The sequence below is a fragment of the Dinghuibacter sp. genome (genome assembly GCF_035492835.1).
Taxonomy (GTDB): domain Bacteria; phylum Bacteroidota; class Bacteroidia; order Chitinophagales; family Chitinophagaceae; genus Dinghuibacter.
This window is the reverse complement of sequence record NZ_DATJIY010000089.1, coordinates 1-4,073: the sequence shown is the minus strand read 5'-3', so window position 1 is coordinate 4,073 and position 4,073 is coordinate 1. Positions and strand designations below refer to the sequence as shown.

4 protein-coding genes are annotated in these 4,073 nt (G+C 57.6%); 2 read left to right on the top strand and 2 right to left on the bottom strand.

Annotation, left to right across the window (positions count from 1 at the left end):
• Positions 1–95: 95 nt before the first annotated feature.
• The gene (locus VL547_RS08360; RefSeq protein ID WP_325577198.1) at positions 96–839 is read right to left on the bottom strand and encodes an outer membrane beta-barrel protein; all 744 of its coding nucleotides are present in this window, start codon (positions 837–839) and stop codon (positions 96–98) included.
• 166 nt (positions 840–1,005) lie between these two features.
• Between VL547_RS08360 and VL547_RS08355 the strand changes: the two genes are divergently transcribed.
• On the top strand, positions 1,006–2,055 hold the full coding sequence (locus VL547_RS08355; protein WP_325577197.1) for an alpha/beta hydrolase: 1,050 nt from the start codon (positions 1,006–1,008) through the stop codon (positions 2,053–2,055).
• A gap of 28 nt (positions 2,056–2,083) precedes the next feature.
• Positions 2,084–3,151, top strand: a complete 1,068-nt coding sequence (locus VL547_RS08350) for an NADH:flavin oxidoreductase/NADH oxidase (RefSeq protein ID WP_325577196.1) — start codon at positions 2,084–2,086, stop codon at positions 3,149–3,151.
• A 97-nt stretch (positions 3,152–3,248) separates the two neighbouring features.
• Here the strand turns inward: VL547_RS08350 and VL547_RS08345 are convergent, their stop codons facing one another.
• Entirely contained in the window at positions 3,249–3,917 is a 669-nt protein-coding gene (locus VL547_RS08345; RefSeq protein WP_325577195.1) for an ABC transporter ATP-binding protein, read from the bottom strand.
• Between the last annotated feature and the right edge of the window lie 156 nt (positions 3,918–4,073).

Below are 4,073 nucleotides of genomic sequence, written 5' to 3'. Positions count from 1 at the left end.
CGGAGCTCCGCAAAACGACTGAAAAAGAGTTCGGGACCCCTCGGTTCGCTGGGACCAGCTCAATGGCGCAGGGCCAATAAGGCGGTGCGAAAGATTTATAACCCGCTAAGGGTAATCCCCAGGGTCCACGGCCGGATCTCCGGCCCCGCCCCCGATTTGAAGAAATTCGTGATGTCGGTCTGGCCGAAGAGCGAAAAGACGCCGTAGCCCACGCGGAACGTGCCGACGACGCGGCCGGGGGTGAAGAGGCGCTTGTCGCGGACCTTTGTCGTATAGTCGGTCAGGCCGTTGATATCGCGGATCATTTTGACCTTGGTTTGGGCGCTGGTCAGCAGACCGGCCTTGATACCGAGGGCAAACTTCCAGGAATGGTTGAGGTTGGTGGGGTTCGAGGCGTAACGGATCTCGGCGGGTAGCTCAATATACGCCATGGTGAGCTTGGACCGGCGGTAATTGTCGGCGGTATCCGCGTAGAAGACGCCACGGGTGGGGTTAGTCAGGTCGATCCGCTCTTTGTTCAGGTAGTAGTTGTCGCTACCGAAACCGAGACCGACGGCCACGCTGAAGCGGGGGTCGTTTTCGGAGTTGAACGCCATCATGAAGTACATGTTCAGGCTCCGTCCAAAGGCTTTGGTGGAGACGCTGTCCTTTTTATTGAGGAAATCGCTGTACCCGAGCTGAAACAGGAAATGGTCGTTGGCATGATCGCCGAGGATGAAGCTGGACTTTTTCTTTGGCTTCACGCTGGCGCCGGAAGCGGTACTGTCCACGGTGGTTTTTTGCGCCATCGTGTGTACTGCGAACATGCTGACGGCCATGACAATCAATAATCTCTTCATACTTGGCATTAAAAAAACAAATGTATTTGTAAACAGGTTAATGAAAGGTTAAATCAAAACCTCTGTATTAACGCAGGGACGCCGTTTTGCTTTCGTCGGCGCGTGCAAAAATAGCTTTTCCTGGTAAATGGCCGCCGATTTCGTAATTTTCTATAAAATAAACCCTATGCGTAAAGGTTGGCTGATCGGACTCGGCCTGATAATCATCCTGGCGGTGGTTTATTTATTTGGCCCACATCCTGCCCATCCGGTTTATGACAAACAGCTGCCCGGGGTACCGTCCGATCCGCAGGCGCTGGAGGGTTATATATCCATGATCGAGGGCCGCCATCATATCAAACCCAACAACGAGGCCAGGATCGTTTGGTTCGACTCCACCCACCGGAAAACCCCCTTCGTGGTGCTCTACCTGCATGGTTTTTCCGCCTGCCAGGAAGAGGGGAACCCCGTTCACCGGGATATGGCTCAAGCCTTTGGATGCAACCTTTACCTGTCGCGACTCGCCGAACATGGAATCGACACCCCTGAAGCGATGGTCAACCTTACGGCGGACGGTCTGTGGAATAGCGCCAAGGAGGCCTACGCGATTGCCAAACAATTGGGGGACAGCGTCATTATCATGGGCACGTCGACCGGGGGTACGCTGGCGCTGCAATTGGCCGCTACCTATCCGGAAGACCCCATCAAGGGTTTGATCCTGATGTCGCCCAATATCGCCATCAACAACCCCGCGGCTTTCCTTCTCAACAACCCCTGGGGGCTGCAGATCGCGCGGATGGTGGTGAACTCGGACTACTATCCCGCCAAAGATACCACCCAGGTATCCCGGCAATACTGGAACGCGCCTTACCGGCTGGAAGCGCTCACGCAACTCGAGGAGCTGCTCGAAACCAAGATGGTCAAATCCACCTTCGAGAACGTCATCCAGCCTACCCTGATGATGTATTACTATCGTGACGCCGTCCACCAGGACTCTACGGTCAAGTTGTCGGCGGCCTGGAAAATGATGGATCAGCTGGGCACCCCGCCACTATACAAACGCCAGGTGGATATTTGGGACGCGGGCGGCCACGTCCTGGGTTGCGGGTTGGTGTCCCGCGACGTACCGGCCGTCGAAGTGGCCGTGGATTCCTTTGCCATAAGGGTCCTGCACCTGACGCCCCTTACGCCTATGGCGCTCGCAAAACCTCCACAGGACAGCACCGCCGTACACTAATCACAGATGCCTTAAATTAGCGCCTACTATGGCGCATCTATTCACCCCTTTTACGCTCCGGTCGCTGACGCTGAAGAACAGGATCGTCGTTTCCCCCATGTGTCAATATTCGGCCGTTGACGGCTATCCGAACGACTGGCACCTCGTCCATCTCGGTTCCCGTGCCGCCGGGGGGCCCGGTCTGTTGTTCGTAGAGGCGACCGCCGTCAGCCCAGAAGGACGCATTACCCCCGACGACCTGGGTTTGTATGACCGCATGCACATCCCGCACTTTAAACGGATAACGCGTTTCATCACCAACGAGCACTGTATCCCGGGCATCCAGCTGGCGCACGCCGGCCGGAAGGCCAGCCGCACCAGTCCATGGAACAAGGACCGGCTGCTGGAGTTCAGCGAAGGCGGGTGGCCCATGGTCTCGTCCTCGGCGACGCCTTTCCGCGAAGGCGAACGTGCGCCCGAAGCCCTGGACGCCGCGGGCATCGGCAAGGTCCGCCGGGATTTCGTGGACGCCGCCAGCCGGGCGTTTGAAGCTGGCTTCAAGGTCATCGAGGTCCACGCCGCCCACGGCTATCTCCTCCACCAATTCCTGTCTCCTCTCTGTAATACGCGACAGGACGAATACGGCGGTTCTTTTGAGAACCGGACCCGCCTCTTAAAGGAAGTGGTCGAAGGTATCCGCGGCGTTTGGCCGCAAGAGCTGCCCCTCTTTGTGCGCATATCCGCGACCGATTGGGACCCCGCTGGCTGGACCCCCGAAGACTCCGTTCTTCTGGCGGGCCAGCTCCGCGACCTGGGCGTCGACCTGGTCGACTGCTCCTCCGGCGGCATCCTTCCCCATATCCGCATCCCCTTGGGTCCCGGCTACCAGGTACCGCTGGCGGCCAAGGTCCGCGCAGAAGCGTCTATCCACACCGGCGCCGTCGGGCTGATCACTACCGCCGTCCAGGCGGAAGAAATCCTGGCGAGTGGCCAGGCCGACCTGATTTTCCTGGCCCGGCAGTTGCTCCGCGACCCGTACTTTCCGTTACACGCTGCGCAGGAGTTGGGCGTAGACGTCCCCTGGCCCGTCCAATACGAACGGGCGAAACCAAAGTAGCGCGGGCAAAGGATCGCCCCCGCCGACTCGAAGCGAGCCAGGGAAAAGAGAAAAAATCGTGAAGAAGGTATAGAAAAAATGCGGGCCGATCCGCGACTTACTCGTCCATGAACTCGCCATCCACCAATTGCAGGATGCGGTTCCCGTAAGTGGCGTTCTTTTCTGAGTGCGTAACCTGGATGATCGTGACCTTTTCTTCCTGATTCAGCTTCTGGAAGAGGTTCATGATTTCGTCGGCTTGTTTGGATTGGAGGTTCCCGGTGGGCTCGTCGGCAAGGATCAGCTGGGGACGGGCGATGAGGGCGCGGGCGATGCCGACCAGTTGCTGCTGACCGCCGGAAAGCTGGGCAGGGAAGAGGTCCTTTTTGGCGACCATGTTGAACCGGTCGAGGATTTCGGCTACCCGGGCCTTGCGTTCGGCCGCCTTTACATTCTGATACATCAGGGGCGTCTCGAGGTTCTCGTAGATCGTGAGGTCGTCGAGGAGGTGGTACGCCTGGAACACGAACCCGATATGGGTCCGGTAAAGCGCGATCCGCTGTTTCTCACTGAGCGTATGCACGGGCGTTTCCATGAAATAATACTCCCCGGCCGTGGGCTCTTCGAGCATGCCGATGATGTTCAAAAGGGTACTCTTACCCGCGCCGGATGGACCCATGATGCTGACGAAATCGCCTTTCTTGATGTCAGCCGTGATGTAGCGCAGGACATAGTTCTTGACGTTGCCGTTGCTGAAATAACGTTCAATGTTCTTGAGTTGGATCATGGCTAGGTTTTGGTTTCTGCCGGTGAATATACTGAATATACGAAAGTGTACCGTGCATTTAGGCGCGCGGTGTCTGGGCCCTGGGGTGGGTGGGTGCCTCTTTTCCCCCGTTTTTGCGAAACGTTTCGCAAAAACGGGGGAAAAGAGGCACCCACC

Excerpts from the sequence above, each read along its gene's own strand:
- VL547_RS08355 (WP_325577197.1), top strand. The coding sequence starts at position 1,006 with ATGCGTAAAGGTTGGCTGATCGGACTCGGCCTGATAATCATCCTGGCG.
- VL547_RS08350 (WP_325577196.1), top strand. The coding sequence starts at position 2,084 with ATGGCGCATCTATTCACCCCTTTTACGCTCCGGTCGCTGACGCTGAAG.
- VL547_RS08345 (WP_325577195.1), bottom strand. The coding sequence starts at position 3,917 with ATGATCCAACTCAAGAACATTGAACGTTATTTCAGCAACGGCAACGTC.
- VL547_RS08360 (WP_325577198.1), bottom strand. The coding sequence starts at position 839 with ATGAAGAGATTATTGATTGTCATGGCCGTCAGCATGTTCGCAGTACAC.